The organism is Pseudomonas sp. GW821-FHT09C08 (genome assembly GCF_059418125.1).
The window spans coordinates 236,297-262,565 of the sequence record NZ_JBWKPG010000008.1; the positions used below are offsets into that span (position 1 = coordinate 236,297).

Genomic DNA, 26,269 nt, shown 5'->3' on the forward strand with positions numbered 1-26,269 from the left:
TTCCATTGCCAGGAGAGGGCATGCGCGATTACAAGTGGCTGCACGAATATTGTCTGAACCGCTTCGGTTCAGCGGCCGAGTTGGAAGCCCACCTGCCTGTACCCAAGACCCCGGCGCAGTTGCGCAAGATCAGTGATGACCGCTACCTGTCGACCCTGGCGCTGCGGGTCTTTCGCGCTGGCTTGAAACACAGCGTGGTCGACGCCAAGTGGCCGGCGTTCGAGCAAGTGTTCTTCGGCTTCGATCCGGAAAAAGTCGTGTTGATGGGCGCCGAGCACCTGGAGCGGCTGATGCAGGACACGCGCATCATCCGCCACCTGGGCAAGCTCAAGAGTGTGCCGCGCAACGCGCAGATGATCCTCGACATCGAGCAGGAAAAGGGCAGCTTTGGTGCGTTCGTCGCCGACTGGCCGGTGACCGATATCGTTGGGTTGTGGAAGTACCTGAGCAAGCACGGCCACCAATTGGGCGGGCTGTCGGCGCCGCGCTTTTTGCGCATGGTCGGCAAGGATACGTTTGTGCCGAGTTATGACGTGGTGGCCGCGCTGAATGCGCAGAAGATCGTCGACAAGGCGCCGACCAGCCTGCGCGACCTGGCGACGGTGCAGGGCGCGTTCAACCAATGGCATGCCGAGAGCGGCCGGCCGATGTGCCAGTTGTCGATGATGCTGGCTTACACAGTAAATCACTGACCGAGTTCTATCGTGGCGAGCGGGCTTGCCCCGCGTTGGGCTGCGTAGCGGCCCCAAAACCAAGCCCTGCTTTCTATCAGAAAGAATGCGGTGACTATTTCGGGGGCTGCTGCGCAGCCCAACGCGGGGCAAGCCCGCTCGCCACAACGTTATTCTGCCAGTCTTCGATTCAACTGATGCCGCCAGCGCACATACAGCAACGCCGTACAGAACACCGCCAGGCTCGCGAGCATCTCCAGCACCCCGAACCACTGGCGGTTCGGGTCGTACGCCGCCAGCGCGCCCTTGATGAAATACAGGTTCACCACAAAGCACATCCACGAATGTCCGCGCGCGCTGGCCAGCAACATGCCCGGCGCGAGGATCAGCAGCGGCACCAGTTCGATCAGCAGGATCACCCACGGGCGGGCGCCGTGGAGGTCGGCGATGAACAGGTAGTACACGCACAGCAACCCCACCAGGGCGAAAAACGCCAGCAGGCTCAGCGTGCGCGCGAGCTTGACCCGTGGCTCCAGCCACGCCTGGGGCGGCAGGACCTTAGGCTTTCTGGCCACGGCCGTTCTCCAGCAACGTGGCGGTGGTGGCGAGGCGCAGGCCGAGGGCGCGGCACAGGCTGATTTCGTGTTGATCGAGCAGGCGCTTGCCATCCGGCCCGGCATGGTGACTGGCGCCATACGGGGTGCCGCCACCCTGGGTGTCGAGCAGTGCCTGTTCGCTGTACGGCAGGCCGGTGATCAGCATGCCGTGGTGCAGCAGCGGCAGCAGCATCGACATCAGCGTGGTTTCCTGGCCGCCGTGCAGGCTGGCGGTGGAGGTGAACACCCCGGCCGGCTTGCCGACGAGCGCGCCGGTGAGCCACAGGTTGCTGGTGCCGTCGAGGAAGTACTTGAGCGGCGCGGCCATATTGCCGAAGCGCGTCGGGCTGCCGAGGGCCAGGCCGGAACAGTGTTTCAAGTCATCGAGGCTGGCATACAGCGCGCCTTCCTCCGGGATGCTCGGCGCCACGGCTTCGCACTCGGTGGAGATCGCCGGCACGGTGCGCAAGCGCGCCTCCATCCCGCCTTGCTCGATGCCCCGGGCAATCTGCCGGGCCATTTCGCTCACCGAGCCATTGCGGCTGTAATACAACACCAGCACATACGGCGACGTCACGGCAGGATCTCCAGCACGTTTTCCGGCGGGCGGCCAATGATGGCTGTGTCGGCGGTTTCCAGGATCGGGCGTTCCATCAACTTCGGGTGCGCGGCGATGGCGGCAATCAATTGCGCTTCGCTGAGGCTGGCGTCGGCCAGGCCCAGGGCCTTGTATTCGTCTTCACCGGTGCGCAGCAGTTGCCGGGCGCTGATGCCGAGCTTGGCCAGCAAGGCCCGCAATTGCGCGGCGTCGAGCGGGGTTTCCAGATAGCGCACCACGGTCGGGGCGAGGCCACGGGCTTCCAGCAGTTCGAGCGCACCGCGGGATTTCGAGCAGCGCGGGTTGTGATAAAGCGTCAGATCGGTCATGTGCGGGTCGCATCTTGCGTAAGGTGGCAGGTATTCTACCTGCGCTGCGCCCGGTCCTTAAACCGTTAGAGGCGTTAGGTCGCAGCCTACGTTCATTTTTGCGAAGGATTACCCCATGACTAGGCGACTGATCGGTGCATTGGCGATCATCACAACCCTGCTGCTCAGCGGCTGCGGTAATGACTACGGCGTTGACCAGAACGGCCAGAAGGTGGCGGCCGAGCGCCTGGACAAGCAATGGCTGGTGGTCAACTACTGGGCGGAATGGTGTGGCCCGTGCCGCACGGAAATCCCTGAACTCAACGCCCTGGCGGAGCAGTTGAAGGGGCAGGGCGTGGGTGTGTTCGGGGTCAACTTCGACAATGTGCAAGGCGCAGAGCTGAAGGAAGCCAGCGACAAGCTGGGCATCAAGTTCACGGTGCTGGCGCAGAACCCGGACGGGATCTTCGATATTCCGCGCAGCGAAGCATTGCCGGTGACCTACATCATCGATGACAAGGGCAAGGTGCGCGAGCAGTTGATGGGTGAGCAGACTGCAGAAGGCGTATTGGCCAAGCTCAAGGCCCTGCGCGGCTAAAGGCGGTCCCCGATCAAATGTGCGAGGGGGCTTGCTCCCGAATGCGGTGGCTCAGCCAATACACGTGCTGACTGACACACTGCCTTCGGGAGCAAGCCCCCTCCCACATTTAGACCTCAGCCATCTCTGGATGGAGTGGGTCAGCCTTCTTCCAGCCAGAGGCGGATGGGCTGGCCCTCGGCTGGCCAGAAGCGCGTCTGTTCGATCGGCGAGATGTCCCAGCGCTGCACCCCTTGCAGGGCCTGGAAGAAGCGGTGTTCCTGCTCCATCAGCGCCTCGGCGCAGAGTTTGCGGGTGCTGCCGATCTTGCCGAAGCTGAGCTTGTCGCCGTCGACGGTGTACGGCGCAAACCAGTGGTTGCAACCGCCATTGCCGTAGGCGCGCCCGTCGGCACCGAGGGTGACGGTCAGGTGCGCGTAATCCATCAGCGGCCGCTCACCAATCCACTCCACTACATAGCTGTGATCCTGCTTGAGCCGGACCGCGTCACCGGCGCAACCCGTCAGGGCCGCACCGAGGGCGGCGAGCAGAAGCAGGCCTTTCATTGCGCGGCCTGCTGGCATTTCGGGCAGCGGTGTTTGTCGCCCTCGCTGGCCCAACCCAGTTCCTTGATGCGCGCATTGGCGGCCGGTTGCAGCGGCTCTTTGGTCAGCTTGGTTTCCACCGCGAATTCAAACTCCAGCACGGCGTCGCAGCTGTCGCAGTTGACCTTCCAGGTGTGAATTTCCAGTTCGCCGAATTTCGGCCCCTGGGCCATGGCGACCCACTGGCCTGCCGGGCGGATGGAGTAGCGCGCGTCACCTTCGACGGTCAGGCGCATCGACAGGGTTTTGCTGCCTCGCAGGGTGACGATCAGCACGTCGCCGTGCTTGATCGAGCCACCGTTGCCGGTGACCTGGTAACGGCCCGGCACCAGGGCGCGGCATTCGATCAGGGTGTGTTGCGGGCTCAGCAAGCTGAAGCGGAAATCGTGTTCGGCCATGGATCCTCCAAATAGGCGCGGCATCCTATCACGGGTGCCTGCCGATCATGCGCCTGGTATATGACCGCTGATCATCCTTCGACACGGTTCTGGGCGCGGCCATCGGCCCACGCTGCAATGTTCGCCAGGGTCGTGCCAGCAATCGCCGCCAGGGCCTCGCGGGTGAGGAAAGCCTGGTGCGCGGTGATGATCACGTTGGGGAAGGTCAGCAGGCGCGCGAGTACATCGTCCTGCAGCGGCAGGTCGGAGCGGTCCTCGAAAAACAGCTGGGCTTCTTCCTCATACACATCCAGGCCGAGGTAGCCGAGCTGGCCGTCCTTGAGCGCCTCGATCAGTGCTGGCGTGTCGACCAGGCCACCGCGACCGGTGTTGATCAGCATCGCGCCGGGTTGCATCTGTGCCAGCGAACGCGCGTTGATCAGGTGTTTGCTGTCGGCAGTCAACGGGCAGTGCAGGCTGATGATCTGCGCTTCGGCGAGCAGTTCGGGCAGGCTCACGTAGCGGGCGCCGAGCGCCTCGACCTGCGGGTTGGGGAAGGGGTCGTAGGCGAGCAGCTGGCAACCGAAGCCGGCCATGATCTTGGCGAACGTGGCGCCGATCTGCCCGGTGCCGACCACACCGACGGTCTTGCCCACCAGGTCGAAACCCGTCAGGCCGTGCAAGCTGAAATCACCATCGCGGGTGCGGTTATAGGCGCGGTGCAGGCGGCGATTGAGGGCGAGGATCAGCGCCACTGCATGTTCGGCCACCGCATGGGGCGAGTAGGCGGGCACACGCACGATGGTCAGGCCCAGGCGCTGGGCGGCCGGCAGGTCCACATGGTTATAGCCGGCCGACCGCAGGGCGATCAGCCGTGTGCCGCCCTGGGCCAATTGCTCCAGCACCGGCGCGCTGAGGTCGTCATTGATAAATGCGCAGACCACTTCGTGATGTTCGGCCAGGGCCACGGTGTCGAGGTTGAGCCGGGCCGGTTGGAACTGCAGCTCCAGGCCATCGGGCAAGGGCTCGCCGAGAAAGCTGTCGCGGTCGTAGGTTTGGCTGCTGAAAAGAATCACGCGCATTGAATAGCTCCCTGCGATCGTAGAATGGTTGCGTTGCTCGTAGGCGCAACTTGCTGCAGCAAGTGTGTTGCAGGTGTGCCTGTCGTGGCGAGCAAGCGCTCTCGCCACCTCCCTTGTCACAGCAATCGCGCTCCTACAGCGGTGTTCAGGCGCTGACCCGCGCTTCACTGGCGAGCCGGGCGATAGCCATGTCCAGTTCGTCCAGCGCGTGCATGGCCTTGGCGTCGTCCTGCTTGAGCAGGGTTTCGGCACGTTGGCAGGCCGCGCGCAGCTGTGGCACGCCACAATAGCGAGTGGCGCCATGCAGGCGGTGGACGCGTTCGATCAGGGCGTTGTTGTCATTGGCATCACGGGCGACGTTGATAGCCAGGCGGTCGGCTTCCAGCGACGCCAGCAGCATGGCGAGCATGTCGGCGGCGAGGTCGGTCTTGCCGGCGGCCAGGCGCAGGCCCTCTTCGTGGTCCAGCACCGGCAGTTGCTCGCGAGGGCCGAGGCCATCGGCGCTGCGTTCAGGGCCCTGGTTGCGCAGGGCCAGGCCGGTCCATTTCAACACCACTTGCGCCAGTTGCCGCTCGCTGATGGGTTTGGTCAGGTAATCGTCCATGCCACTTTGCAGCAGCGCGCGTTTTTCGTTGGCCATGGCGTGGGCGGTGAGGGCGACCACCGGCAACGGCGTACCGTGCCGCTCGCTTTCCCACTGGCGAATCGCCTCGGTACTCTGGCGACCGTCCATGCCGGGCATTTGCACGTCCATCAGCACCAGGTCGAAGGTGTCCTGCTTCACCGCGTCGACGGCCGCATAGCCGCTTTCCACGGCACGCACCCGTGCGCCCATGTCTTCGAGCAGGGTTTGCACCAGCAAAAGGTTGGCCGGGTTGTCATCCACACACAGCACGCGCGGTGCACGGCTGGACAGCGGCTCGCCAGGTTCGCTGCGCGAAGGGCGGGGGCTGATCAGGTCGGACAGCGCCCTGCGCAGCTTGCGCGTGCAAGCCGGCTTGGCCTGCAACTGGCTGTTGGGGTTGGGCACCGACTGGTTGAACAGCATCTGCTCGGTGGTCGGGCACAGCACCAGCACTTTGCAGCCCAGGTGTTCGAGGTCCCACAGGTGTTGGTTGAGGCGTTCCGGCGGAATGTCATTGGCGGTCACGCCGAGCACCGCAAGATCGATGGCCTGGTCGGTCTGATGCGCGCTGGTGATGCCGTTGGTCAGGCTTTCGAGGCTGTTGAACGGGGTGACCTGCAGGCCACAGTCTTCGAGTTGGTGCTGCAAGGCCTGGCGCGCCAGTTCGTGGTTTTCGAGGACAGCCACGCGATGGCCCAGCAGCGGCGCACACGGCAGGTCTTCGACATCGTCGCGGGTCTTGGGCAGGTTGAGGCTGATCCAGAATTCCGAGCCTTCGCCAGGCGTGCTGTCGACGCCGATTTCACCGCCCATCTGCTCGATCAGGCGCTTGGAAATCACCAGGCCCAACCCAGTACCACCGGGCTGGCGCGACAACGAGTTATCGGCCTGGCTGAAGGCCTGGAACAACGCGCGCACGTCCTGGTTGGACAGGCCGATGCCGGTGTCCTGCACGCTGATGCGCAGTTGCACGCTGTCTTCCTGCTCGTCCTCGATCATCGCCCGGGCGACGATGGTGCCTTCACGGGTGAACTTGATCGCGTTGCTGATCAGGTTGGTCAGGATCTGCTTGAGGCGCAGCGGGTCGCCGACCAGTGCCAGCGGGGTGTCGCGGTACACCAGGCTGACCAGTTCGAGCTGCTTGGCGTGCGCGGCGGGGGCGAGGATGGTCAGGGTGTCCTGCAGCAGGTCGCGCAGGTTGAACGGGATACTGTCGAGCACCAGCTTGCCGGCTTCGATTTTCGAGAAGTCGAGGATCTCGTTGATGATGCCCAGCAGGTTGTCGGCGGATTTTTCGATGGTGCCCAGGTAGTCCAGCTGCCGCGGGGTCAATTCACTTTTTTGCAGCAGGTGGGTAAAGCCGAGGATGCCGTTGAGCGGCGTGCGGATTTCATGGCTCATATTGGCCAGGAACTCGGACTTGATGCGGCTGGCTTCCAGCGCCTCTTTGCGCGCGAGGTCCAGCTCGATGTTCTGGATTTCAATGGTTTCCAGGTTCTGGCGCACGTCCTCAGTGGCCTGGTCGATGCTGTGTTGCAACTCTTCCCGGGCGTTCTGCAGGGTCTCGGCCATGCGGTTGATGCCCGAGGCGAGCTGGTCCAGTTCCTGGCTGCCGAGGGCGGGCAGGCGGGTTTCCAGGTTGCCGTCCTTGAGCTGGGCCACGGCTTGTTTGATCAAGCCGATCGGGGAATTGATCGTGCGGCTGATCCGCAGCGCCAGGGCCGCGGTGCAGATCAGCCCGATGGCGATCAGCAGCAGGCTGGCGAACAGGCTGCGGTAGCCACGCAGCAACATGCCATTGTGGGACAGCTCCACCTCGACCCAGCCGAGCAGACGGTCGGCCTCATCGGGAATCAGGTCGCCGGCGAGGTTGCGATGGCGGCCAAACACTGGCAGCAGGTACCGCGTGGCGTCATTGCCGGTGCGCTGCAGCAAGTGCGAGCTGTTGCCGACCGGCGGCTGGTTGAGCATGGTCGGGCCGGCGTGGGCGAGGGACGCGCGGTCCGGGGCGAGGAAGGACACGGCGCGTACGTCCGGCTGTTCCAGGGATTGAGTGGCAATGCGTTCCAGCAGATCCGTGTTGCGCGCGCTCAGGGCGGGTGCCACCAGCGGTGCCAGCTGCTCGGCGATCATTTCGCCGCGCTGCAGCAATTGCGACTGCAGTTCCGAGAGCTGCATCCAGGTGAAATAGCCCCCCAACAACGAGGCCATCAGGCTGGTCGGTAATAAGGTCAGCAACAGTACGCGGCCCTTTATCCCCATTCTTCTAAGCACGCCACTCTCCTGCTACCACAGTGTTATCGAATTTCTGCACGGGCATCCGGCCCGCACCACTTGCGCAGTGTAGCCATTTGCACGGCGAGGAATCTTGCAAATTAATGACATACGGCAATCTTCGCGCCATTTGGCGCCGGGTGGCGATTGCCTGGCGCGGGGTAATCTTGAATAATCAGTCATTGAGAATGACTTGCAGACGCTAATGAATCCCGCAGCAGTTGGCCTACCCAGTATCCTGACCATCGAAGACGATCCCGTGCTCGGCGCCTACGTGCATGAGCACCTGGGCCGCTGTGGTTTCCAGGTCACCTGGTGCCAGAACGGCCAGCAAGGCCTGCAGATGGCCCGCGACCAGGCGTTCGACGTGGTGTTAATGGATATCCTGCTGCCCGGGCTGGATGGCCTGTCGATCCTGACCCACCTGCGCCAGAGCCATTCGATCCCGGTGATCCTGATGTCGGCCCTGGGCGCCGAAGCCGACCGCGTCAGTGGTTTTCGCCTGGGCGCCGACGATTACTTGCCCAAGCCGTTCAGCATGATCGAGTTGCGCGTGCGCATCGAAGCCATCCTGCGCCGAGTGGCCTTGGATCGGCGCCCGCTGCCGAGCCTGACCCTGGCGCGCGATGATGCACGCACGCTGCGTTTTGACGATGAACTGTGCGACGTCTTCTACCAGCAACACTGGGCCGGGCTGACCCGCAGCGAATACCGCCTGCTCGAAACCCTGCACCGCAATGGCGACGAAGTGCTCAGCAAGGCCTTCCTCTACCAGCATGTGCTGCAACGTGGCTATGCGCCTCACGACCGCAGTCTCGATATGCATATCAGCCAGATCCGCCGCAAGCTCAAGGCCATCGGCTATGCCGAGCGCGAAGTGCGCACGGTGTGGGGCAAGGGTTATGTGCTGAGTGCTCTTGATGACGGACTTTGATCGTCCGTTGCAGCGGTTGCCGGGCAAGCACTCGTTATTCTGGAAATTGGCTTGCCTGCTGATCGCCTTCTGTCTGCTGATGATCTGGCTCAGTTGGTCCTGGGGCCGCTACATGGAAGAGCAGAATGCCTATCTGGCCGAGGAACCCCGCGAAATTCTCAAGGGCTACGCGGCAGGCGCCGAGCTGGCCTGGAGTACCCAGGGACGTGCCGGAGTGGACGCGTGGTTGCAGGTCATGGCCAAGCGCGAGTCGACCTGGGTCGGTGTGATCGGCAACGACTTGCAATCGCTGAGCAGCAAGCCGCTGACGGTCAAGGAAAGCCAGCGCCTGACTTTCCTGCGTGGCCTGGAATGGCCGGTCAGCCGGCATGTCAAAGGCCTGCCGTGGTTGAAAATCCCATTCCCCGTGGATCCCAACGCCGGCTCTCTGGTGATCGAGTTGCCGCAGCGCTTCGTGCCGGGGCGTTATCAACTGTTCTGGCGGGTGGTGACCAACGGCGTGATCCCCGGCCTGTTTACCTTGCTGCTGTGTGTGGGCTTGTACCGGCTGCTGATCATGCCGCTCAACCAACTGCGCGAGCAGGCCAATGCCTGGCGTGCCGATCAGTTGAATACGCGGCTGTCCCACGCGGCCACCAGCCGTCAGGATGAATTGGGCGAGCTGGGCCGGGCTTTCGACCAGATGTCCGAGCGCTTGCAAGGGACCGTGCTACTGCAGCAGCAATTGCTGCGAGACATGTCCCATGAACTGCGCACCCCGTTAAGCCGCCTGCGCGTGGCCTGTGACAGTGAGCAGGACCTGGCGCAACTGCGCGAGCGACTCGGCCGCGAGATTGACGCCATGCAGCGCCTGGTGGAAGACAGCCTGCAACTGGCCTGGCTGGACACCGAGCGGGCGCCGTTGCCGCAGGAAGACATCCAGCTCCAGGCGCTGTGGGACATGTTGCGCGAAAACGCGTGCTTTGAAAGTGACTGGTCGCCGTCGCGCCTGCCGTGTCTGCTGGGCGCCGATTGCTGGGTGCGTGGCAACCTGAATACCCTGGCCCAGGCCCTGGAAAATATCCTGCGCAATGCCATCCGGCATTCGCCAGTGGACGGTATTGTCAGCCTGGACGGGCAGCGTGATGGCGAGTACTGGCACCTTTGGCTCGAAGATCAGGGCGGGGGGATCGACGAGCAGGACCTGGAGCGAATCTTCGCGCCCTTTACCCGCCTGGACGGTTCACGCCCCGGCGACGGTGGCTTCGGCCTGGGCTTGAGCATCGCGCGCAACGCCGTGCAGCGCCAGGAAGGCAGCCTGTGGGCGGAAAACACCGGCAGCGGCCTGCGCGTGCACCTGCGTCTGCGGGCGCGCTGACCCTCACGCGCGACGCTGTTTGCGTTTCTTCCATTGGTGCGCCACCCACCAGCGCCAATAGAGCATGGTCAGGCAATAGGCCAGCGCCCCCAACACCAGCCCCAATACCACCGAACCCAGCAGGAAGGGCTGCCACAAGGTACTCAGTTGGCTGCTGATCCATTCCCAGGTGAGGTCATCGGGCAGGCTGCGTGGCGGTACATTCATCAACCACGCACCGGTCAGGTAGGTGCAGATAAACACCACCGGCATGGTGATCGGGTTGGTCAGCCACACCAGGCTGACGGCGATGGGCATATTGCCGCGCACCGTAATCGCCAGGATGGCCGCGAGCAGCATCTGCAACGGGATCGGGATAAAGGCCGCGAACAGGCCGACCGCCATGGCCCGGGCCACCGAGTGCCGGTTCAGGTGCCAGAGGTTCGGGTCATGCAGCAGCGTGCCGAGAAACTGTAATGACTTGTGTTCCCTGATACTGGTCGGGTCGGGCATGTACCGTTTGAATAAGCGCCGGGGCATAAGGGGTCCAGGTCAGTTCGAGTGGCAAGTATGCCCGCATTCTATAAACAGAAAATTCAGACTTTGTGACAAAACATCATAGGCGCTGCCCGGCAACCCGCTAAGACTGAGTGGATCACTTGCAAAGGATGATTCATGAAGACAGGGATGTTTGCGCTGGCGCTGGGGTTACTGGCCTTGCGTTGGTTACCGGCGTTGCCGTCGACGGGATGGCTGGTGATGCTGCTGGTGGTGGCGCTGATGCTGTTGCCGTTTCGCACCTACCCGCTGGCGTTCTTCCTGTTCGGTTTGAGCTGGGCTTGCCTCAGCGCGCAATCGGCCCTGGATAATCGTCTCGACCCGGCGCTGGACGGCCAGACCCGCTGGGTCGAAGGGCGGATCACCGGGTTACCGCAACGAACCGGCGAGGGCGTACGTTTTGAACTGACCGACAGCCGCTCGCGAAAGGCGCGGCTGCCCAAGCGTATTCGCGTGTCCTGGCGGGGCGGGCCCGAGGTGCGCAGTGGCGAGCGCTGGCGCCTGGCAGTCAGCCTCAAGCGGCCCTCGGGCCTGCTGAATTTTCATGGGTTCGATCAAGAGGCCTGGCTGTTGGCCCAGCGCATCGGTGCCACCGCGTCGGTGAAGGACGGCGAGCGCCTGGCGCCGGCGCGCAATGCCTGGCGCGACAGCGTGCGCCAACGCCTGATGGCGGTGGATGCCCAAGGTCGCGAGGCGGGCCTGGCCGCGTTGGTGCTGGGCGACGGTTCGGGGTTGGCGGCCGAAGATTGGCAGGTCTTGCAGGCTACCGGCACCGTGCACCTGCTGGTGATTTCCGGCCAGCATATCGGCCTGCTGGCGGGGCTGGTCTACGGACTGATCGCCGGGTTGGCGCGCTACGGGTGCTGGCCGCGCACCTGGCCGTGGCTGCCATGGGCGTGCGGCCTGGCATTCGGCGCAGCCCTGGGGTACGGCCTGCTGGCAGGGTTCGGCGTGCCGGTCCAGCGTGCGTGTGTGATGGTCGGGTTGGTGCTGGTGTGGCGTTTGCGCTTTCGTCACCTGGGGGTCTGGTGGCCATTGTTGCTGGCGCTTGATGGCGTGCTGATCCTGGAGCCATTGGCCAGTTTGCAGCCAGGCTTCTGGTTGTCCTTTGCCGCGGTGGCGGTGCTGATCCTGGCCTTCGCCGGGCGGCTGGGGCCCTGGAGTGTGTGGCAGGCATGGATCCGACCGCAGTGGCTGATCGCCATCGGCCTGTTTCCGGTATTGCTGGTGCTGGGGTTGCCGATCAGCCTGAGTGCACCGTTGGCCAATCTGGTGGCGGTGCCCTGGATCAGCCTGGTGGTATTGCCGCTGGCCTTGCTGGGGACTGCCTTGCTGCCGTTGCCGTGGTTGGGGGAGAGCCTGTTGTGGCTGGCCGGCGGTGCATTGGCCGGGCTGTTCGAGGGCCTGGCCTGGCTCGCCGGACTGCTGCCGGCGTGGGTCCCGGCCGAGGTGCCGCTGGGTTACTGGTGGTTGAGCCTGCTGGGCACGGTGCTGCTGTTGTTGCCCAACGGTGTGCCGTTGCGCCTGCTGGGGTTGCCGATGCTGCTGCTTGCCGTGTTTCCGCCGCAGGAGCGGGTGCCCCATGGGCAGGTGGACGTGGTTCAGCTGGATGTCGGGCAGGGGCAATCCCTGATCCTGCGAACCCGCCATCACACCTTGCTCTACGATGCCGGCCCGCGTACCGGAACATTTGACCTGGGCGCGCGGGTGGTGCTGCCGTCGCTGCGAAAGTTCGGGGTCGACAGGCTCGACATGATGTTGCTCAGCCATGCCGATGCGGATCACGCGGGCGGCGCGGCGGCGATTGCCGGGGGCATGCCGATCCAGCGTGTGGTGGGCGGTGAAGTCGAAGGCCTGCCGGCGTTCCTCGGCACCCAGCCTTGCGTCAGCGGTAAGCAATGGCAGTGGGACGGTGTTTCATTCGAGCTGTGGCAATGGTCAGGCGCCGACAACGGTAACGCGAAGTCCTGCGTGCTGCAGGTGCAGGCGAATGGCGAGCGCCTGTTGCTCACCGGCGACATTGATCGCGCCGCCGAACAGGCTTTCCTCGCTTCGCCGCTGGCCGTGCCGACCGATTGGCTGCAAGCGCCCCACCATGGCAGCCGCAGTTCGTCGTCGAAGGCCTTCCTGCAACGATTGGCACCCGGTTCGGTGCTGATATCGCGGGGGCGTGGCAACGCGTTCGGCCATCCCCATCCGCAGGTGCTGCAGCGCTATCAGGCGCTGGGCAGCCAGGTCTACGATAGTGCCGAGCAGGGGGCCGTGCGCCTGCAGCTGGGGGCCTTTGCAGCACCGGTTGTTGCGCGCAGTCAACGCCGGTTCTGGCGCGAGGGGTTACCCTGATCGTACCGTCGACCGCTGCATGGCCGGCGGACCCCGCCGGCGAACCTATATGGTAAAGTGGCGCACTTTTTCGAGGGGACATTCACTGTGTGGGAATTGGTCAAATCCGGCGGCTGGATGATGTTGCCGATCATCATGAGTTCCATCGCCGCACTCGGCATCGTCGCCGAACGCCTGTGGACCCTGCGCGCCAGTCGCGTCACCCCCGAGCATCTGCTGGGGCAGGTCTGGGGCTGGATCAAGAACAAACAGTTGGACAAGGACAAGCTCAAGGAGCTGCGGGCCAACTCGCCGCTGGGTGAGATCCTCGCCGCGGGCCTGGCCAACTCCAAGCATGGTCGCGAGATCATGAAGGAGTGCATCGAGGAAGCCGCGGCCCGCGTCATCCATGAACTGGAACGCTATATCAACGCCCTCGGCACCATCGCCGCCATGGCGCCGTTGCTGGGGCTGCTGGGCACGGTATTGGGCATGATCGATATTTTCAGCTCGTTCATGGGCTCGGGCATGACCACCAACGCCGCGGTGCTGGCCGGTGGTATTTCCAAGGCCTTGATCACCACGGCCGCAGGCCTGATGGTCGGTATTCCTTCGGTGTTCTTCCATCGCTTCCTGCAACGCCGCATCGATGAACTGGTGGTTGGCATGGAGCAGGAAGCCATCAAGTTGGTGGAAGTGGTGCAGGGCGACCGTGATGTGGACCTGGTCGAGGGCAGAGCGTGAAATTTCGCCGCAAGCAACGGGAAAATGTCGATATCAACCTCGCGTCGCTGATCGACGTGGTGTTCATCCTGCTGCTGTTTTTTGTCGTCACCACCACGTTCACCCGGCAAACCCAGCTGCGTGTCGACCTGCCGGAAGCCGTGAGCGGTTCGCCGGCCGAAGACCAGGAGGTCAAGCAGCTCGACATCGCCATCAGCGCCGACGGGGTGTTCTCGGTGAATAACCAGTTGCTCGAGAAAAACGACCTCAACAGCCTGATGGACGCGCTGCAGAAGGAATCCGGCGGTGATACCAAGATGCCGCTTTCGATCAGTGCAGACGGCAAGACCCAGCACCAGGCCGTGATCACCGCCATGGACGCGGCCGGCAAGCTCGGCTTCAGCCATCTGCGCATGACCACTGTCGAGGCGGCGAGCCAACCCTGATGGCCATGTCCGATCGTTTGCTCAAGGCCTGGTACACCGGCCATCCGGCGCTCGCCTTGTTGCGGCCGCTGGAATCCCTGTATCGCCGCGTGGTGCAGCGCAAGCGTGCGCGATTCCTGGCGGGCGAGGGCGAGATCTACCAGTCGCCTGTGCCGGTGGTGGTGGTCGGCAATATCACCGTGGGTGGCACCGGCAAGACGCCGTTGATCCTGTGGCTGATCGAACACTGCCGGCGCAGCGGTTTGCGCGTTGGCGTGGTCAGTCGTGGGTATGGTGCCAAGCCGCCGCAGTTGCCGTGGCGGGTCGAGGCCAGCCACAGCGCCGACGTGGCAGGTGATGAGCCGCTGTTGATCGTGCAGCGCTGCGGTGTCCCATTGATGATCGACCCCGACCGCAGTCGCGCGGTCCGGGCCCTGCTGGCGAGTGAAACCCTGGACCTGATCCTCTCCGACGACGGCCTGCAGCATTACCGCCTGGCCCGTGACCTGGAACTGGTACTGATCGACGCCGCCCGTGGCCTGGGCAATCGCCGCTGCCTGCCGGCCGGACCGTTGCGCGAGCCGGTGGAGCGCCTGCAGAGTGTCGATGCGTTGCTGTACAACGGCGCCGTCTCGGACCGTGAGGACGGCTTCGCCTTTCGCCTGCAACCCAGCGCATTGGTCAACCTGCAGAGCGGCGAGCGCCAGCCGGTCGATTACTTCCCGGCGGGCCAGCAGGTACACGCGGTCGCCGGCATCGGCAACCCGCAACGTTTCTTCAATACCCTTGAAACGCTACACTGGCAGCCAATACCCCATGCTTTTGCCGACCACGCGCCCTACAGCGCCGAGGTCCTGAACTTTACGCCGTCATTGCCGCTGGTCATGACCGAGAAGGACGCGGTGAAGTGCCGCGCCTTTGCACGGCCAGACTGGTGGTACCTTGCAGTGGATGCCGTGCCGTCGCCAGCGTTCGTCGCCTGGTTCGACACGCAGTTGATGCGTCTGCTGCCCGCTCGTCTCTTGCCTTAAACGCTGCTATCCAGGAAACACTCATGGACACCAAATTGCTCGACATCCTCGCTTGCCCGATCTGCAAAGGCCCGCTCAAGCTCAGCGCCGACAAAACCGAGCTGATCAGCAAAGGCGCCGGCCTGGCTTACCCGATCCGTGATGGCATCCCGGTGATGCTGGAAAGCGAAGCCCGCACCCTGACCACCGACGAGCGCCTGGATAAATGACCACAGCCTTTACCGTTGTCATTCCGTCGCGCTACGCCTCGACCCGTCTGCCGGGCAAACCGCTGCAACTGATCGGCCACAAGCCGATGATCCAGCTGGTGTGGGAGCAGGCCTGCAAGAGCAGCGCCGAGCGCGTGGTGGTGGCTACCGATGATCCACGCATCATCGACGCCTGCAAAGGTTTCGGCGCCGAAGCGGTGCTGACCCGCGAGGACCACAACTCCGGCACCGACCGCCTGGCTGAAGTGGCCACCCAGCTGGGCCTGGCCCCGGATGCGATCGTAGTCAACGTGCAGGGGGACGAGCCGCTGATCCCGCCGAGCGTGATCGATCAGGTGGCCGCCAACCTGGCCGCCCATGGCGAAGCGCGCATGGCCACGCTGGCGGAGCCGATCGAAGACATCGACACACTGTTCAACCCCAATGTGGTCAAGGTGGTCAGTGACATCAACGGCCTGGCGCTGACGTTCAGCCGTTCGACCTTGCCGTGGGCCCGCGATGCCTTTGCCAAGCAGCCTGACGTGTTGCCGCAAGGCGTGCCGTATCGCCGCCATATCGGCATCTACGCCTATCGCGCCGGCTTCCTGCATGACTTCGTCAGTTGGGGGCCGTGCTGGCTGGAAAACACCGAATCGCTGGAACAACTGCGTGCCCTGTGGCACGGCGTGCGTATTCACGTGGGCGATGCCCTGGAAGCGCCTCCTGCCGGCGTCGATACCCCGGAAGACCTTGAGCGCGTCCGGCGCCTGCTGGGGGCTTGATGGAAGTTCTGTTTGTCTGCCTGGGCAATATCTGCCGCTCGCCGACTGCCGAAGGTGTGCTGCGCCATAAATTGCGCGAAGCCGGGCTGGCGGGGCAGGTGGAAGTGGCCTCGGCCGGTACCGGTGAATGGCATATCGGCAACCCGCCCGACCAGCGCAGCCAGCGTGCAGCGTTGGTTCGCGGCTACGACCTGTCGGCGCAGCGTGCCCAGCAGGTATCACGTGCCGACTTTGCGCGCTATGACCTGATCCTCGCGATGGACAACAGCAACCTGCGCAACCTCAAGGCCCTGCAGCCAGCGCAGGGCAAGGCCGAGCTGGACCTGTTCCTGCGCCGCTTCGAGGCTGAAGTCGATGAAGTGCCAGACCCTTACTACGAAGGCGAGCAAGGCTTCGAGCGGGTGCTGGACCTGATCGAGCGAGCCTGTGACTTATTGGTGATCGAATTGAAGGGGCGGTTATGACCTTGCAGGTGCTTTCGCAGGTATCGCTCAAGCCATTCAACAGCTTTGGCATTGATGTGCGTGCCCAACTGTTCGCCGAAGCGCACAGCGACGACGATGTGCGCGAGGCCCTGGCCTACGGCGCCGCAAAGGCATTGCCGGTGCTGGTCATCGGTGGCGGCAGCAACCTGCTGCTGACCCAGGATATTCCTGCACTGGTCCTGCGTATGGCCACCCAAGGCATCCGTGTGCTCAGCGATGACGGCGTGCAGGTGGTGGTTGAAGCCGAAGCGGGCGAAGGCTGGCACCCATTCGTGCTGTGGACCCTGGCGCAGGGCTTCTGCGGCCTGGAAAACCTCAGCCTGATCCCTGGTACGGTGGGCGCTGCCCCCATGCAGAACATCGGTGCCTACGGTGTAGAGATCAAGGACGTATTCGCCGGCCTGACTGCCCTGGACCGGCACACGGGCGAGCTGCGCGATTTCAGCCTGCCAGAGTGCAACTTTGCCTACCGCGACAGCCTGTTCAAGCACGAGACCGGGCGCTGGCTGATCCTGCGGGTGCGCTTTGCCCTGAGTCGCGCCAGCCACCTCAAGCTCGACTACGGCCCGGTGCAGCAGCGCCTGGCCGGGCAGGGCATCACCGAGGCGACGCCAAGTGATGTCAGTCGGGCAATCTGCAGCATTCGTCGCGAGAAACTGCCGGACCCGGCGGAACTTGGCAATGCCGGCAGCTTCTTCAAGAACCCGTTGGTGTCCCAGGCGCTGGCTGCGCAACTGCAGGAGCTGTATCCGGACCTGGTGGCGTATCCCCAGGCCGATGGGCAGATGAAACTCGCCGCCGGCTGGCTGATCGACAAGGCAGGCTGGAAGGGCTTTCGCGAAGGCGATGCGGGCGTGCACAAGTTGCAGGCGCTGGTGCTGGTCAACTATGGCGCTGCGTCAGGGCACGACATTGCCAACCTGGCCAGGCGTATCCAGCAGGATATCGCCGAGCGCTTCAAGGTCGACCTGGAAATGGAACCCAACCAGTACTGAACCGCTGAAAACAAAAATGCCCCGTATCTTTCGATACGGGGCATTTTTTATTGCGCGGATGAATCAGTCATCGCGGCTCATGATGCCGAAGATCTGCAACAGGCTGATAAACAGGTTGTAGATCGACACATACAGGCTGATGGTCGCCATGATGTAGTTGCGCTCACCGCCGTGGATGATGGCGCTGGTCTGGAACAGGATGCACACCGAGGAGAACAGCACAAAACCTGCGCTGATCGCCAGTTGCAGGCCGCTGATCTGGAAGAACATGCTGGCGAGCACGGCGGCCAGCAGTACGAAGAAGCCCGCGGTGATGAAGCCACCCAGGAAGCTCATGTCCTTGCGGGTAATCAGCACGTAGGCCGACAGACCACCAAACACCAGGGCCGTCATGGCAAACGCCGAGCTGACCACTTCCGCGCCGCCGGCCATGCCGAGGTAACGGTTGAGGATCGGGCCGAGGATAAAGCCCATGAAACCGGTCAAGGCAAACGCCGACACCAGGCCCCAGGCCGAGTCACGCAGCTTGTTGGTCAGGAAGAACAGACCATAGAAGCCGATCAGCACGACAAAGATGTTCGGGTAGCCGACGCGCATCTGTTGGGCCACGAACGCCATCACGCCGCTGAAGGCGAGGGTGAGGGCAAGCAAGCCATAGGTGTTGCGCAACACGCGGCTGACTTCAAGCTGCTCAGCCTGCGCGTTACCATTCACTGCGTAATTCTGTTCGCGCATGGCGACACTCCTTCGGTTTTGAAACGTTCAGTCGCAAAGATCATAACAGACGCTCTGTAACAAGCGATGGCGAGAGTTTGACAGTGTGTTTCATTCGGGTATTATGGCGCCCGCTGAGACGGGATAGGCTACTATAATCCTGTGATGCACAAGGGAAATTGGCAGAGTGGTTGAATGCACCGGTCTTGAAAACCGGCGGACGTTAATAGCGTCTCCAGGGTTCGAATCCCTGGTTTCCCGCCAAGATTCAAACGAAAGCCCCGCGATTGCGGGGCTTTTGTGTTTCTGGGGTACGGGGATTTCGTCACCGATTTTCGCAGGCGTTCCATTACTATTGTGGAAGTGTTCCATAACTTTCCTACTTTGAAGGCTTCGCGGTCGCTCCAATCCTCCCGTAAACCCTCTTCGTGATTTCCTGCTTGCTGTGCCCCAGCAGCAGGCTTGCATCCCCGATATCGAGGATTTCCGACGCCGCTTTAGGCCGAATATCCCGAAACTGAAACCCGGCGATCTTGGCTGCAAGCAGTGGGTCGCCCTGGTCGATTGCCTTCAGTCGAGCCTTCTCCCTTGCCTTTTCCCAGCGCAAGCGCAGCATCCCTTTCGTCATCCGCTTTCCATGCCTGTTGATCAGCAGGTACTTGGATGGATGGCCGACATTCCTTTCAGTTATCTCCCTGACCAATTTACCAAGACTGTTTTCCCCCGATTCTGTGCGCATCAGGATCCTCAGTTTCTGCCCGGTTTTCCCTTGCGTGACCAGGAAGTAATCGCCCTCAGTGTCATCGCTGCGCATGATGATCACGTCAGCTGGCCGCTGGCCGGTTAAGTAGCCAAGATCCATGGCTTCCTTCAGTTCAGGTTCTGCCATCCCGTAAACCGCATCCCAAACCACCGCGTTGGCGTAGTAGTCGCGCGGGACTTCTTTATTTTTCCTTACGCCTTGGCAAGGGTTCTCCCGCTCGGTGAGCCCCCACTCGCGAGCCATATTGAACACATGTGACAGAAGGGCGATCTCCCTATTGGCTCGAACCTTGGCCGTTCGGGCATCGCGATAGCCGGCGATATTGGCTGGCGTGATCGAGTCAATGGGAGCGCTATCGAACGTTGGCCTGAGTTGTTTGAGCTCTGCCAGGTTGTCGGTCTGTGTCCGAGCACCCTTTTTCGGAATGACATCGCGAACATAGCGGTCAAAGATGCCTTTCATGATGGTCAGATCACCAGGTTTATCTTTAGCCTCCAGTTCTGCCCATTTGAGTCGAGCTTTGTCCAGGTCCTTACCAAGGGGGATGTCCTCGCCGGAGGCATCCCTGTAGTAGAAGGCGGTCCAGGTAGTGCCGTTCTTACGCTTCCTGGTGCGTTTGTACATGCGCGGCGGGAGGTGGCGGTATTCAGTATTACGGGGGCGCATATCAGTTCACCCTGGAGAAGTCAGGTGTCCAAGCCAGGCGCGCCGGCGGCGGGTTTGGGTCTGCGATTGTGGCGTTCACCATGCCCAGTTTCATGCGGGCGAACATCCGGCCAACCAGCGGGCGGCCGCCGCGGCTCTCGATGAATACCCAGTTTCGATCCTTCAGCCATTTTCGCTGGTGTGCACGCTGCTTGTAGCCGGTGATCTCGGCGAGTTCGTCGTCCGACAGGATCTCTGCTTGCATGCTTACCTCCTGCCGGCCGCCGTGGGCCGCGCTGTCTTGATGATGTGGATGATGAAACCGAATGTGATCAGCAGCCAGCCGCAGGTGCCGGCGAAGGCGTAGAGGATGTCGGCTGTTTCGCCGTACTCAAGAAGGCATGGGCCGATCCAAAAGAACCAGTAGCCGCTGCCGACCAGGTACAGCAAAGCGCCCAGCAGGATCAGGGTGAGTTTAATAGCGAACATGTGGTGTCCTTGCCGCGCCGGGCGGCAGAAGGTGGGCCTGCCGCTAGGCGGCAGGCTTTAGTGGGGGTTGTTACATCAAGGAGGCTAAATAGGCCTCTGCGATTTGCTTACGCAGATCCTGACGCTCGTGAAGGTTGATGAGGCGCCGCATAAGCAGGCGGTTAGTCCATCTGTCGTAGTCGCGGAAGAAGCGATTTCTGGATTTGCGGCTGGCCACAGGGGCAATGGCAATGACTGCTTCTGCAAAGTTTTTCATGAGGTACTCCTAGTGTGATGAGCCCCTATGTTCAACGCGGCGAACTGACGGTTTCCCGACTATTTGCAGTTGGCATTCACCGCCTAGGCCCCTTGTAGATGAAGACGTAGGCGAACCAAAGGGTGGCGATCATGGCTTTGCCTCCGCTCGCGATTTGTGCAACTGCTGGATTCGGTAGTCTTCGGCGGTTCGTGAGCAGCCACCACCCTGGCAGCCATGTTCTTGGCATTCCGTCTTGTTGCAGATGGCGCGCATGCCGGTGCCGCGTTTGTTCTCGACATGGGATTTTCTCGCCAACTTGTCTATAGCTGTGTGAACATGGTTTAACGTTTTAAAGCGAAGGAGTGACTGGTTTGGAAGAGGGAAAGCTTGTGAGGGATATTTTTCTTATCACTACGTTGAGGTGGTTGAATATTGACGCGCCACCAGGGATCTACAAGCTAATGCCAACTGTGAGTCTAGTGGTTGGTCCGGAGAATATAGCGCGGCACCTCCCATCCGATTTTGAGTTGTTTGCCGGAATTATAGAGTCAAATTATTTCTCCAATGCAAATCATCTAGTAATTTGCGAAACTGAAGACTTGAATAATTGGGATGATGATCTAAGTGCTGACCAGGTACTTCACTTGTGGATGATATTTGTGGAGTGGGCACTTCAAGATTCTTGGCTTGTCAAAGATAACTGTTTTATTTGTGAAATCGCATACTGTCGTTTGAGAGAACTAGGAACTGTTAGCTGGGCAAACAACAACCTATATTCTCAAGCGTCGACCGCTAATGGATCCAGACGCGCGGTTGTTAAGTTCGATTGCGATGAGCTTAATTTGTGGGCGTCTAGCAGCCTTCTGTTGCGTACTCGACTCAATGACACTGGATATTCTATTATCCAGCCGGTGGTAGAGAAAACAGTGACTAGGTTTGCTAGGTTTTTAAACTTCGTCTACATAGGACGGTGTGCTTCTGCACCCGCAATGAAAATCTCGCAAATGTGTAGCGCTCTAGAGAGTCTTTTCTCTACAACAACCACTGAACTGACACATCGCCTGTCCGAGCGAGTTTCTTTTTTTGTTGGCGGTAGTCCGGTTGAAATGGAATCAAACTATCAATTTATGAAAAAGGTTTATGCCGTCCGCTCGCAGGTTACGCACGGGGCACCCGTCAGTAAGTCTTTGGTGGGAGAGGTTTCATCACTGAGTGAGAAGATGTTTGAATTTTTGAGAGTTATTGCTTTTAAAATCCTTGAGGACGATGTCGCTGGCGCAGTAGTCGCTGGAAACGATGAATTTATTGAATCATATTTTCGTAAGTGTCTATTCTTCGGAATTCAACAACCCACACCCAAGGATTAGAGTTCCATTCGCCACCCAATGATGACCACGCCTGCTGGAAGGAATCGATGTAGGAGAGGCTGTCGCAGTTGCAGGATGGGTACCCGTTCGGCTCGCACGGTCGCTCATGCCCGAACTCATGGTGGCCAATCCCTTCCGCCTGCGCCTGGTCCTCGGTGATGTCCTGCGGGCGCTTGATGCGAACGGCGATGACCTCCAGCAGGATGCGGCAGGCCCAGCGGGGCATGTGGATGGGTGGGCGGCGCTTCTCTGGAGTGATCATCGCGCACCCGGTCTGCCGAACCTCCCCATCTGCCGGGTAATGGATGGGCTCGCCTTGGCTCAGGTCCCGCGGTGCGACTGCATCAACCTGTGCGTCCGCTGCCCAGGTCTCTCGCACCCAAAGCCGGTCGCCGGGCTTGCCGTAGGGGCAAGGTGCGTACACTTCCAGTTCCTTTGCGCACTCTGCTTCTGTCGAGCCAAACACGCAGAAGCCATAGCGCGGGTCACGCTGGCCTATTGCGCTCCAGCGATGACGATCGCCAGTCGGAATGGCAGTGTCCTCGGTAGGGACTTGGAAATCTTTCACTGGCGGCCGCGTGACCGTCTTCCGGCCTTCCAGGATGGCGCGCACCATCGGCGCCGAGAACAGGATGGGGCGTTCTTTGATCTGGCTCACGGCTTCACCTCCCGGCGCTCCCACTGAACATACGGTCCGTCATCCGTATCGAAGATCCCCATCAGGAACCATTCAGGCCCTGGCGATTCGGGATTCCAGGCGGTGCGCGCAGCATCATCGTCAGGTAGATCTTTGAGTTCGTCGCCAGAGTGCCAGCCTTTCAGCTCCAGTCCGTGTTCCTTGACCCAGGTAATGTCGGGGGCCGGGTCTTCGCCTTGGCCAAAGCTTGGAATGTTCGGGTGATATCACCAGCCGCCTGCATCGCGCTTCACCTCGACCGGCCCGAACGACTTGCTGCCGCTGTGCGCCTCACACGGAGTGACGTAAAGCACGTCGGAGTAGTGCCCGCCGCCAGAGCTGAATTCCATCTTGCAGCCGCACTTGGCGGGTTCGCAGTTGACGAACGTAATCTTTTGTTCAGGCATGACTTCGTCCTTGTCGCTATAGCGGCTAACTTTGAAGGGATGGGGCAATTTCAGGCAGGGGTAAGATCTGTTTATACTAGAGTGTTTTTCATTCTTTGAGTTGGAGAGTATTTTGAATAAAGAATTGTATGTGCGAGGTTTTAATGCTAATGCTGTGCACCCATATCGGTGCCCGTCATGCTCTACTGGGATATTAAAGCTTCATGGAGAGCTATTGTCGGAGGAGTCAGTCGAAACTAGAGGCCTTCATGGCGAAGAGTGGTTTGAGGCTGATCATGTTCAGCTTAACTTTTCCTGTACTGTGCGTTGTGGCAATTGCGAAGAAAGTGTGTTTGTTGTGGGTGAAGGGCGAGTAAGTGAGTTCTATTATGATGATGAGAGCAGTCCCAATGGATGGGGTCGTGAAATCATTGAATCGTACACGCCAAAATTCTTTCAGCCCCCGCTCCAGATAATCGATTATGCAGCGAATACCCCAGAGGATGTCGTTTTATCACTAAGGAAAGCTTCCAGCACTTACTTTTCTAACCCATCCGCATGTTGTAATAACATTCGTATTGCTGCTGAAGAAATTCTTACTTCGCTTGGTATACCTGAAATCAGGGTTGAAAGCGGCGAACGGCTTGGCTTTAAACGGCGGATTGATCTGCTTCCTGCTGATCGACAGCAAGCTACTGTTTTGTTTGATGCATTAAGGTGGTTGGGTAACCATGGGAGTCACCCGGGAGATGCGATAGGAAATGAGCAGGCGTTGCAAGCGTTCGAAATTATGGAGCTTTTATTGGAGGAGCTATTCAGTAATCGACGCCGAGAACTTCATGAGCTTGCCGCAGCGATTAATAACGCTAAAGGACCGGTATAAATAGAGAATGCACCCTCACTTTACTTTTGCCCAAGCTAGTACGGAGACTAAGCAGCAGCCGTAAGCGCCTCAATGACACGCTGACCAGCCAGCGGTGGTACTGCGTTGCCAGTCATGTGCATAGTCAGCCGATGGTTGTCCGGGCGCTGCGTGTCTTTCGGGAAGGATTGCGCGGTCATGGCCTCATCGGCAGTGATCATGCGCATCCGGTCACCGTCGACCACGGCCCATCGGTCCAAAGTAGTAATGGTGCCGATCGGGCGGTCCAGACTGCGGCCGGTGAGCCCAGACCCGGAAAGGCATCACGAACCGCTCCCGGCCATTCTTCACGCGGGTCAGCGTCGACTCGGTACGACCTGGCTTGATGATCGGCGACCACTTGCCGGCGTTGAAGTCGATAATCTCGCTGGCGGGCACATGCTGATGCTGCTGGAGCTGCAGGTTAAGTGGAGCCTTGCTGCGGGAACAGACCATGAATAGACGCACCCGGTGCTGGGGAACGCCGAGGTCGGCGCAGTCCACGATGTGCGGAGCCAGCGAGTAACCCAGGCGCTGCATCGCGTCGGCCCAGGCCGGGTAGAGAATCCAGTCCATGAACTCCGGCACGTTCTCGATGATTGCAAAGTCTGGTCGGTTGACCTCTGCATTCGCCACTGGCGCCCAGGCCGTCGAGCGCGAGTTGTCGTGCTGCGGGTTGCCTGACGCCTTGCCGCGCGCCTTGGTGTGGCCCTGGCAGCAAGGAGAGGCCAGCATCACGTCATGCTTTGGCACCTGCGACCAATCGGCCTGGTGCAAGTCCTGGCAGACGTGCTGCGTCTCCAAGTTGTTCCTGGTGTGCCACTCCACGGCGGATGGCCAGTGGTTGGCTGCCCAGAGGACGTTGAGGCCGGCGTCTTTCCCGCCCCGGGTCCATCCGCCGAAGCCGGAAAACAAGTCAATTGCTGTGAGCATGGGGAGTCCCTGCCGGGCCATGCCCGGGCGGTGTGGTGCTACGATGGCCCCTTCCTCTAAATGGGCTGGACCATGACAAAGCACGATATTTACGATGAGATCGAAGGCTTTCAGGTTTGGAACTACATGGAGTGCGACAAGAACGAGGAAGGCCGGGAGACCTGGCGTATCTACGTCGAGGTGAAGTGCGGTGGTGATATGGTGGTGCCGGTTGTTGCGGGGGACCGTACCTATGTTGACCGTGGCCTGGCGCAGGTTGCTGGGCGCGAGGTTGGGACCAGACTGATTGCTGGCGCAGACCTATAGACCTTCTGTAGCCATGGGGAATCCTTGACTGGTCATGCCTGGGCGGCGATGTTTCGGTGCCTTAGGGTGGCAATGTGCCGCTACTTCGTGTAGTTACAAAGCCTATATCGACATAGGAGCGTCGTAATGGCAGGTAGCAAAAAGATAGGAACGGACTGGGACCGCAACCGGATCAAGCACGCATTACATTTACCTGGCTGGATATTTAAGGTCGCAAATGAGTCGGTGCTGAGGCTTACCGGCAAACCGGTGCTGGTATCTGAGTATCAAAAAGAAATGAAGGGCGAGATATTCTGTCCTGAATGTACCTGCCCGTTGTTTAGGTCGCCGGTAGAAGTTGAAGCTAACAAAAATGGGCGTAACGCCTACTATGCGCATCGCAGAAATATTAAAACGGAGTGCGGGTTAAGAACAAAGCCGGCGGAGGGCAAAAAATACCTTACTGAAGAAGAGGCAAGTCAGGCAATTGTTGATGGGAAGCTAGTGATCGTAAAAGGTTTTCTGAAAGAAAAGCCGGTTTCCCCCGATAGAGAAGCCAAAGAATATGATCAGACGGCTGTTGAAGATGAGCAAGGTGAAGTCTCTGAGGTTGCAATAGGACGCCATCGTGGAGAAAAATTTAATCTTCCAAGCACTCTCACAACGGTACGAGGGCTATGCACAAACTTTGATCAAAACCTTTATAGATACTATGTTTTTCCAGAGCAGCAGCACGCCCAACTACTCTTCGACGCTCTCCGTAACGTGAACACGCTTGATTCTATTACCAGTAGTCCAATTCTTGGATTTGGTAGAATCGTTAGCATTTGGGAGCCAGGTAAGTACCCGCAGAGCACCCGATTTGTTAAGTTGGCTTTTAAAGCAAAGAACGGATACGGGGACTTCTCTATCATGATTTCACAACGCGAGGCTGATCTTCATGATCTTAATACTCAATCGATTGGTCGGTTTGCCATTTTTTACGGAAAAATTAGTGTGAATGGCGGAGGGTTGAGTGTGAAAAATATTGGATGGGGTGAAGTGGCCTTACTTCCGACGAAATACGATGAATATTTGATTTGATTCATAGTTCTTTAGACGCCGCCTTACGGCTGGCGTGAGTCGTCGATATGGGGTATTGGTGCGAGTCGCAAAGGAGCCGGTATGGAAACGAACAAGCTGCTCAAAATTCTGATTGCCACCAACTTGCTCACGCTGACTTTGGCGGGAGTGTCTGCCTACTACGCCATGGATGCCCGGGACATTGCCGATGATGCTTACTCGGCAGCGGAATCCGCCAGTAGCCACGCGAGCAATGTTGAGGACATCCTCAACAGCCGGTGACTTGTTCAGGTGTTGGTGTTTTCGTTGATATGGGGT

The 26,269-nt window shown here is 60.5% G+C and carries 32 protein-coding genes, 1 tRNA gene and 1 pseudogene; 18 read left to right on the forward strand and 16 right to left on the reverse strand.

Annotated features, from left to right (window positions below; translation table 11 throughout):
* Positions 1–20: 20 nt before the first annotated feature.
* Complete coding sequence (locus AC07OJ_RS25290; RefSeq protein WP_010209632.1) at positions 21–692, forward strand: DNA-3-methyladenine glycosylase I; 672 nt, start codon at positions 21–23, stop codon at positions 690–692.
* Between the two features lie 149 nt (positions 693–841).
* Here the strand turns inward: AC07OJ_RS25290 and AC07OJ_RS25295 are convergent, their stop codons facing one another.
* From AC07OJ_RS25295 to arsC, 3 genes are read right to left on the reverse strand one after another with little or no spacing between them, the layout of a single operon-like run.
* Positions 842–1,246, reverse strand: coding sequence for a DUF2069 domain-containing protein (locus AC07OJ_RS25295; protein WP_282397627.1), 405 nt, complete (start codon positions 1,244–1,246; stop codon positions 842–844).
* Entirely contained in the window at positions 1,230–1,844 is a 615-nt protein-coding gene (gene wrbA, locus AC07OJ_RS25300; protein ID WP_065907460.1) for an NAD(P)H:quinone oxidoreductase, read from the reverse strand. Before wrbA ends, AC07OJ_RS25295 begins: the two co-directional genes overlap by 17 nt.
* Positions 1,841–2,194, reverse strand: a complete 354-nt coding sequence (arsC, locus tag AC07OJ_RS25305) for an arsenate reductase (glutaredoxin) (protein ID WP_106803442.1) — start codon at positions 2,192–2,194, stop codon at positions 1,841–1,843. The genes wrbA and arsC overlap by 4 nt, the downstream gene beginning before the upstream one ends.
* A 115-nt stretch (positions 2,195–2,309) precedes the next feature.
* On the opposite strand from arsC, the gene AC07OJ_RS25310 reads away from it, so the two are divergent.
* The gene (locus tag AC07OJ_RS25310; RefSeq protein ID WP_106803443.1) at positions 2,310–2,771 is read left to right on the forward strand and encodes a TlpA disulfide reductase family protein; all 462 of its coding nucleotides are present in this window, start codon (positions 2,310–2,312) and stop codon (positions 2,769–2,771) included.
* 140 nt (positions 2,772–2,911) lie between these two features.
* Here AC07OJ_RS25310 and AC07OJ_RS25315 read toward each other — a convergent pair whose 3' ends face one another.
* The 4 genes from AC07OJ_RS25315 to AC07OJ_RS25330 all read right to left on the reverse strand — a co-directional run bounded on the left by AC07OJ_RS25315 (position 2,912) and on the right by AC07OJ_RS25330 (position 7,713).
* On the reverse strand, positions 2,912–3,316 hold the full coding sequence (locus AC07OJ_RS25315) for an META domain-containing protein (RefSeq protein ID WP_065907455.1): 405 nt from the start codon (positions 3,314–3,316) through the stop codon (positions 2,912–2,914).
* The gene (locus tag AC07OJ_RS25320; RefSeq protein WP_032880639.1) at positions 3,313–3,753 is read right to left on the reverse strand and encodes a hypothetical protein; all 441 of its coding nucleotides are present in this window, start codon (positions 3,751–3,753) and stop codon (positions 3,313–3,315) included. Before AC07OJ_RS25320 ends, AC07OJ_RS25315 begins: the two co-directional genes overlap by 4 nt.
* Before the next feature lie 71 nt (positions 3,754–3,824).
* Entirely contained in the window at positions 3,825–4,814 is a 990-nt protein-coding gene (locus AC07OJ_RS25325; protein ID WP_201145152.1) for a 2-hydroxyacid dehydrogenase, read from the reverse strand.
* 145 nt (positions 4,815–4,959) lie between these two features.
* Positions 4,960–7,713 carry a response regulator gene (locus AC07OJ_RS25330; protein ID WP_495095406.1) on the reverse strand — a complete coding sequence of 918 codons (2,754 nt, stop codon included), beginning with the start codon at positions 7,711–7,713 and terminating at the stop codon, positions 4,960–4,962.
* Between the two features lie 205 nt (positions 7,714–7,918).
* Here AC07OJ_RS25330 and AC07OJ_RS25335 point away from each other — a divergent pair, with 205 nt between their 5' ends.
* Together AC07OJ_RS25335 and AC07OJ_RS25340 are read left to right on the forward strand one after the other, a co-directional pair.
* Positions 7,919–8,647 carry a response regulator transcription factor gene (locus AC07OJ_RS25335; RefSeq protein ID WP_201145150.1) on the forward strand — a complete coding sequence of 243 codons (729 nt, stop codon included), beginning with the start codon at positions 7,919–7,921 and terminating at the stop codon, positions 8,645–8,647.
* Positions 8,634–10,004 (forward strand): sensor histidine kinase, encoded by a 1,371-nt coding sequence (locus tag AC07OJ_RS25340; RefSeq protein WP_495095407.1) that lies wholly within the window; start codon positions 8,634–8,636, stop codon positions 10,002–10,004. Before AC07OJ_RS25335 ends, AC07OJ_RS25340 begins: the two co-directional genes overlap by 14 nt.
* 3 nt (positions 10,005–10,007) lie before the next feature.
* On the opposite strand, the gene AC07OJ_RS25345 is transcribed toward AC07OJ_RS25340, so the two are convergent.
* Positions 10,008–10,523, reverse strand: a complete 516-nt coding sequence (locus AC07OJ_RS25345) for a DUF2062 domain-containing protein (RefSeq protein WP_065907443.1) — start codon at positions 10,521–10,523, stop codon at positions 10,008–10,010.
* Between the two features lie 135 nt (positions 10,524–10,658).
* Between AC07OJ_RS25345 and AC07OJ_RS25350 the strand changes: the two genes are divergently transcribed.
* The 8 genes from AC07OJ_RS25350 (at position 10,659) to murB (ending at position 17,492) form a co-directional block, all read left to right on the forward strand.
* Positions 10,659–12,884, forward strand: a complete 2,226-nt coding sequence (locus tag AC07OJ_RS25350; RefSeq protein WP_495095408.1) for a DNA internalization-related competence protein ComEC/Rec2 — start codon at positions 10,659–10,661, stop codon at positions 12,882–12,884.
* Positions 12,885–12,971: 87 nt separating this feature from the next.
* Positions 12,972–13,607: a MotA/TolQ/ExbB proton channel family protein gene (locus tag AC07OJ_RS25355; protein ID WP_065907440.1), complete on the forward strand. Its 636-nt coding sequence runs from the start codon at positions 12,972–12,974 to the stop codon at positions 13,605–13,607.
* On the forward strand, positions 13,604–14,032 hold the full coding sequence (locus AC07OJ_RS25360; protein WP_495095409.1) for an ExbD/TolR family protein: 429 nt from the start codon (positions 13,604–13,606) through the stop codon (positions 14,030–14,032). Before AC07OJ_RS25355 ends, AC07OJ_RS25360 begins: the two co-directional genes overlap by 4 nt.
* A complete protein-coding gene (gene lpxK / locus AC07OJ_RS25365; RefSeq protein WP_065907436.1) occupies positions 14,032–15,042 on the forward strand; it encodes a tetraacyldisaccharide 4'-kinase in 1,011 nt (336 codons plus the stop codon). Before AC07OJ_RS25360 ends, lpxK begins: the two co-directional genes overlap by 1 nt.
* 23 nt (positions 15,043–15,065) lie before the next feature.
* On the forward strand, positions 15,066–15,251 hold the full coding sequence (locus tag AC07OJ_RS25370; protein ID WP_003174668.1) for a Trm112 family protein: 186 nt from the start codon (positions 15,066–15,068) through the stop codon (positions 15,249–15,251).
* A complete protein-coding gene (kdsB, locus tag AC07OJ_RS25375; RefSeq protein WP_106803448.1) occupies positions 15,248–16,012 on the forward strand; it encodes a 3-deoxy-manno-octulosonate cytidylyltransferase in 765 nt (254 codons plus the stop codon). The genes AC07OJ_RS25370 and kdsB overlap by 4 nt, the downstream gene beginning before the upstream one ends.
* A complete protein-coding gene (locus AC07OJ_RS25380; protein ID WP_106803449.1) occupies positions 16,012–16,476 on the forward strand; it encodes a low molecular weight protein-tyrosine-phosphatase in 465 nt (154 codons plus the stop codon). The genes kdsB and AC07OJ_RS25380 overlap by 1 nt, the downstream gene beginning before the upstream one ends.
* Complete coding sequence (gene murB / locus AC07OJ_RS25385; RefSeq protein WP_495095410.1) at positions 16,473–17,492, forward strand: UDP-N-acetylmuramate dehydrogenase; 1,020 nt, start codon at positions 16,473–16,475, stop codon at positions 17,490–17,492. Before AC07OJ_RS25380 ends, murB begins: the two co-directional genes overlap by 4 nt.
* Before the next feature lie 63 nt (positions 17,493–17,555).
* Here the strand turns inward: murB and AC07OJ_RS25390 are convergent, their stop codons facing one another.
* Positions 17,556–18,227, reverse strand: coding sequence for a Bax inhibitor-1/YccA family protein (locus AC07OJ_RS25390; protein WP_065907428.1), 672 nt, complete (start codon positions 18,225–18,227; stop codon positions 17,556–17,558).
* A 152-nt stretch (positions 18,228–18,379) separates the two neighbouring features.
* Between AC07OJ_RS25390 and AC07OJ_RS25395 the strand changes: the two genes are divergently transcribed.
* Positions 18,380–18,470: transfer RNA gene (locus AC07OJ_RS25395), tRNA-Ser, on the forward strand.
* 115 nt (positions 18,471–18,585) lie between these two features.
* On the opposite strand, the gene AC07OJ_RS25400 is transcribed toward AC07OJ_RS25395, so the two are convergent.
* The 4 genes from AC07OJ_RS25400 to AC07OJ_RS25415 form a co-directional block, all read right to left on the reverse strand.
* Entirely contained in the window at positions 18,586–19,635 is a 1,050-nt protein-coding gene (locus tag AC07OJ_RS25400) for a tyrosine-type recombinase/integrase (protein WP_495095411.1), read from the reverse strand.
* A 1-nt stretch (position 19,636) separates the two neighbouring features.
* Positions 19,637–19,879, reverse strand: coding sequence for a DUF4224 domain-containing protein (locus tag AC07OJ_RS25405; RefSeq protein ID WP_495095412.1), 243 nt, complete (start codon positions 19,877–19,879; stop codon positions 19,637–19,639).
* A 2-nt stretch (positions 19,880–19,881) separates the two neighbouring features.
* Complete coding sequence (locus tag AC07OJ_RS25410; protein ID WP_495095413.1) at positions 19,882–20,103, reverse strand: hypothetical protein; 222 nt, start codon at positions 20,101–20,103, stop codon at positions 19,882–19,884.
* Positions 20,104–20,173: 70 nt separating this feature from the next.
* Positions 20,174–20,359 carry a hypothetical protein gene (locus AC07OJ_RS25415; RefSeq protein WP_495095414.1) on the reverse strand — a complete coding sequence of 62 codons (186 nt, stop codon included), beginning with the start codon at positions 20,357–20,359 and terminating at the stop codon, positions 20,174–20,176.
* A gap of 353 nt (positions 20,360–20,712) precedes the next feature.
* Between AC07OJ_RS25415 and AC07OJ_RS25420 the strand changes: the two genes are divergently transcribed.
* Complete coding sequence (locus AC07OJ_RS25420) at positions 20,713–21,708, forward strand: hypothetical protein (RefSeq protein WP_495095415.1); 996 nt, start codon at positions 20,713–20,715, stop codon at positions 21,706–21,708.
* On the opposite strand, the gene AC07OJ_RS25425 is transcribed toward AC07OJ_RS25420, so the two are convergent.
* The gene (locus AC07OJ_RS25425) at positions 21,644–22,366 is read right to left on the reverse strand and encodes a hypothetical protein (RefSeq protein WP_495095416.1); all 723 of its coding nucleotides are present in this window, start codon (positions 22,364–22,366) and stop codon (positions 21,644–21,646) included. The genes AC07OJ_RS25420 and AC07OJ_RS25425 overlap by 65 nt on opposite strands.
* Positions 22,367–22,611: 245 nt before the next feature.
* Positions 22,612–22,791, reverse strand: coding sequence for a hypothetical protein (locus AC07OJ_RS25430; protein ID WP_495095417.1), 180 nt, complete (start codon positions 22,789–22,791; stop codon positions 22,612–22,614).
* A gap of 112 nt (positions 22,792–22,903) precedes the next feature.
* On the opposite strand from AC07OJ_RS25430, the gene AC07OJ_RS25435 reads away from it, so the two are divergent.
* Positions 22,904–23,653 carry a DUF8608 domain-containing protein gene (locus tag AC07OJ_RS25435; protein WP_495095418.1) on the forward strand — a complete coding sequence of 250 codons (750 nt, stop codon included), beginning with the start codon at positions 22,904–22,906 and terminating at the stop codon, positions 23,651–23,653.
* 47 nt (positions 23,654–23,700) lie between these two features.
* Here AC07OJ_RS25435 and AC07OJ_RS25440 read toward each other — a convergent pair.
* Positions 23,701–24,604 (reverse strand): annotated as a pseudogene (locus AC07OJ_RS25440) (DNA cytosine methyltransferase).
* A 72-nt stretch (positions 24,605–24,676) separates the two neighbouring features.
* Here AC07OJ_RS25440 and AC07OJ_RS25445 point away from each other — a divergent pair.
* From AC07OJ_RS25445 to AC07OJ_RS25455, 3 genes are all read left to right on the forward strand, one after another.
* On the forward strand, positions 24,677–24,910 hold the full coding sequence (locus tag AC07OJ_RS25445) for a hypothetical protein (protein WP_495095419.1): 234 nt from the start codon (positions 24,677–24,679) through the stop codon (positions 24,908–24,910).
* A 126-nt stretch (positions 24,911–25,036) separates the two neighbouring features.
* On the forward strand, positions 25,037–25,972 hold the full coding sequence (locus AC07OJ_RS25450; protein ID WP_495095420.1) for a hypothetical protein: 936 nt from the start codon (positions 25,037–25,039) through the stop codon (positions 25,970–25,972).
* Between the two features lie 81 nt (positions 25,973–26,053).
* Entirely contained in the window at positions 26,054–26,233 is a 180-nt protein-coding gene (locus tag AC07OJ_RS25455; RefSeq protein ID WP_495095421.1) for a hypothetical protein, read from the forward strand.
* Positions 26,234–26,269 lie beyond the last annotated feature (36 nt).